We start from the raw sequence: 3716 nt of genomic DNA, 5'->3' as shown, positions 1-3716 counted from the left end.
CTTCGCCGGTGACCAGCGACACCGGGCAGCCATGGGTGGCGGTGCGGTCGGCGGCATCGGCGCTGTCGCCGTTGGGGTTTTTCGCCTGTTGCGAGGCGTCGTCGTGGTGCTCGTGTTTTTTCAGCGAGGTGTTGTTGCGAGCATTCCAGCGCAGTTGCATCCGGCCTTTTTTCAGGCCCGCCGCAACGCCCCGTGCGGCCACATTTTTGTAGCGGTCAACGTAACCGCTGAAGGTGTTGACGATGGCGAACAACGCATTGACGAGACGCGTCAGCGCACTGATCATCTGCGCGCCCCGCCCCGCCAAACGCGTTGCCAGATAGGCCACACCGCCCCCGGCCGTGGCGAAGGTCAGGACGATGGCGATCAGGATGTCGATCAGCAACTCCACCACGACCTTCGACAGCGCTTCGGCGGTGCTGCCAGCGATCACGCTGGGCGGCAGCATTTCCAGCCAGAGACTGGCCGTGCGCAACAGCAGACACAGGGCCGCTTCGTCACTGGCCAGCAGCTGGATTCTTGCCATGGCTTGCGGCGTTTTCTGCGCCATTTCCTTCAACGCAATTGCACTGCTGCCCAGTCGCGCAACAAACGCCTCGGGATCCTTGAGGATGTCCGAAAGCAGATTGATCCCGTCCCACACGCCCTCGATCGCCGCCCAACTCCCGGCCAGCAAGCCGTTGCCCACGGCGGTTGAAGAGGACTGCGACCATTGCGGCTTGAACCCCTCCCACTCATTGCGCAGCCACTTGTCCAGGTCCAGGGACAGGCCGTCGTAGGAGGAGAACAGCGCTTCAACCTGCGCCTCTGTGACCTCGCCTTGCACGCGCACGCGATAGAATTTGTCCGGCTCTCCCTCGAACTCACCTTTACCGTCTGCGTCGAGGGTCACCGGCTTCGTCTCGCCACCCTCCACCGCAATCACATCAACCTTGATGTTCCCCAGCGGAACGTCGTACACCGACTCGAACTTGCTCTCGATGTGCAGGATTCCACCCTTCGGACACTGCGCCACGGTCGAGATGAAGTCGTCGTCTGCACTACTGACCACGGTGCTGGTATTACCCAGCTTGATCACCCGCTCCATGCCCATCAGCGAAGGCATGTCCGTAGCGCGGCTGACCTGATCGGCGGCCTGGCTGAACCATCGCTTGAGCTGTTGGCGGTACAGCGTGAGGGTGTCCGGGAAACTGTCGAGCTCTCGCTCAATACGGGTGACGTGATCCATCAGCCCACCGGAACATCTGGGGCCACGTAAAAAACCGGGTCGAACATAAGCAATCCTTCGCGCAGGAAATTTGGCGCAATGGACTTTGCGGGGGTTCAGCGGGGAAAGAAGTCAGGCAAGGATGAGGTTGCTGTAGGGCGTTTCGCTAAAAGCAAAAACGCGGCGCAGGGGTCGATCCCAGCGCCGCGCTCAGCAAACAGGTCAGTCTTTAATGCGTGCTATCAGGGGAATCCAGCGCCTGCAGTTTGATCTGCGCCAGCGGATGTCCGGCCTTCGCGGCGATGGTCCAGAACCGCGCCGCTTCAGCCGGATCCGGCGCCTTGCTCGGGCTTCCGGAAAGGTAGATCACGCCGACCTGATAGGCTGCTTTGCCATCCCCGCCCAATGCCGCCAGACGCAGAAGGCGTATGCCTTCCTCGCGAGCCCCCAGTCCGACGCCGCGGAAGGTCAGGATGTGACCATAGAAGCTCTGGGCACCGACATCGCCCAGGTTCGCCATGCGGGCAAACTGGCCCTCAAGCCATTTCCAGCCGCGCGGTTGACGCACAAACCATGACCAGTGAAACAGCCTGCGCGCGAGCCAGTACCCAGCCCGCGCCTTGAGTCGAAAAAACATTCAGGCTTCCGCCGATTCCGGGTATTCGTATTCGAAAACACGCACCACTTCCGAGGCATGCCACGACGCTGCTGCGACGCCATCGGAGGGCCCGGAAAAGCGCCCCAGTCGCTCGACGCATTCAAAAAAACCGGTACGTGGCAGGCGGCTGGCACCCTGGCTGATCACCAGCGAACTGCGCAGTGGCTGCTCGGCTTTGGCGTCCAGTGCGGCCAGATGTTCCAGTGCCGCGGTCAAGGTTTGCATGGCCGGTGTCGGCAACTGCAAACGCTCCAGCAATGCTCGATAAGTCAGTAGATGACGCTGCCGGCGCGCCTGATCCAGCTCACCCAGCAATCCATCCCAGTGTTGACGACTGATGCGTACGCTCACGATTCATCCCTCCACCCCGGCACCGTCAACTCCCAGGCCAGGCTGCGACGTATCGCGGCGTCGGGCAGACGCTCGCCACTTTCGATCATGGCCAGATAGGATGGGCTGATGCCTACCGTGCGGGCCAACGCTTCAATGGCGATGCCCTTTCCTTCGCGCAAACTGCGTAGTTGATCAAGACCTGGAAGGGTCGGGTCTTGGCTTGTCGCGGCCAGCGGCGCCGGGGCCGGGCTCGACGGTGCTTCTTTGATGCCTGCTGCTTTCAGTAGAGCCTGATATTGAGCCCATGGCAAAACCGCATATTCGGGCTCGCCTTCGCGTGTAATTATCTGAATATCCATGACTACCCCGTAGGACAACAACACTTAGCGAGTCGGCACTTTTCCCTAGAAGTGTAATCCTAACAGCGGCTAAGGTCGCGGGGGGTATCTATCTGAGGATAAGTCGGGGTCGACCTATCTTTTTTTCGGTCCCTGAAGGTGAAGTTGTTCCGGCGTATCGGGCAAGCGCTCAACCACGGCAAGCTTCTCCGGCAATTGCCGTTTGCGCCAGGCGCGAAACGCGTTGAGCTCATCGTCGAGGACTTTCATGAGCCAGGCGAGTACGGCGATGTCATCGATCATGCCAAACAGAGGCAGGAAATCCGGGATCGCATCCACCGGGCTGAGGAAGTACATCAAACCTGCCACCACGGAGATCAACGCCTTGGGGCTGATGGACCGGTACTCGCCGCGCCAGTACGCCAGGCAAAGCGCCTGCAACAGACGCAAATCATCTTTAAGTTTGCCCAACCGGTTACCTTGGCTGGCACTTTTGCTGGCCACGGCGAACAACAAGGTCGGCAATCGCCCACGTGCGATCAGGCGCCCGGCCAGTGGCAAGAAACGAGCGAAACTCCAGGGTGCTTTCATCATTCCTCCCACTAGAATGTTATCCACACAAATTGTGGATAACCTTGTGAACAGACCTGCTTTTCACGGCTGAAAGCCCCGCAACACAAGGGCCGAACTTAGATCGGGCGTTTTTTACACATCAAAAAAAACCCAAGATTTCATTGACTTGACAGCCCCGCGCGGTTAGCAGCGGTCCTACATTGGCTATGACTCCAGCCTACAGCATCTGTTCGCTTTGTTTATCCGCGCCAAATGCCGGATGCAACAACGCCCCGCATAAGCGAGGCGTTGTTTGTGACCCAGGCGCCGATTTACTTGGCAGCGTCTTCTTTTGCCGCATCTTTGATGCCCAGCAGTTCCAGGTCGAATACCAGCACCGAGTTGGCTGGAATGGCCGGGCTTGGGCTTTGAGCGCCGTAAGCCAGTTCGCTAGGAATGTACAACTTGTACTTCTCGCCAACGTGCATCAGTTGCAGGCCTTCGACCCAACCCGGGATCACACCGCTGACCGGCAGATCAATCGGGCTGCCACGCTCGACGGAGCTGTCGAACACGGTGCCATTGGTCAGCTTGCCGGTGTAGTGAACGGTCACTACATCAGTCGGCT

At 59.6% G+C, this 3716-nt stretch carries 5 protein-coding genes and 1 pseudogene; all 6 read right to left on the bottom strand.

The window, feature by feature from the left end; genetic code table 11:
- Positions 1–1228: pseudogene (locus tag D8V06_RS15630) on the bottom strand (type IV secretion protein Rhs); the annotation flags it as partial.
- Positions 1229–1436: 208 nt separating this feature from the next.
- A complete protein-coding gene (locus D8V06_RS15625; protein ID WP_056852910.1) occupies positions 1437–1844 on the bottom strand; it encodes a sel1 repeat family protein in 408 nt (135 codons plus the stop codon).
- A complete protein-coding gene (locus tag D8V06_RS15620) occupies positions 1845–2216 on the bottom strand; it encodes a hypothetical protein (protein ID WP_003223109.1) in 372 nt (123 codons plus the stop codon). It abuts the gene before it with no gap.
- Positions 2213–2557, bottom strand: a complete 345-nt coding sequence (locus tag D8V06_RS15615; protein ID WP_056852911.1) for a helix-turn-helix transcriptional regulator — start codon at positions 2555–2557, stop codon at positions 2213–2215. The genes D8V06_RS15620 and D8V06_RS15615 overlap by 4 nt, the downstream gene beginning before the upstream one ends.
- Positions 2558–2671: 114 nt before the next feature.
- Positions 2672–3127 (bottom strand): DUF1232 domain-containing protein, encoded by a 456-nt coding sequence (locus D8V06_RS15610; RefSeq protein ID WP_056852912.1) that lies wholly within the window; start codon positions 3125–3127, stop codon positions 2672–2674.
- Positions 3128–3420: 293 nt separating this feature from the next.
- On the bottom strand, positions 3421–3716 hold a 296-nt coding region (locus tag D8V06_RS15605; protein ID WP_130931258.1), incomplete at its 5' end, for an FKBP-type peptidyl-prolyl cis-trans isomerase.

It is taken from the genome of Pseudomonas sp. Sample_24, from assembly GCF_004307605.1.
Lineage (GTDB): Bacteria > Pseudomonadota > Gammaproteobacteria > Pseudomonadales > Pseudomonadaceae > Aquipseudomonas.
This window is presented reverse-complemented; position numbering and strand designations above follow the sequence as displayed.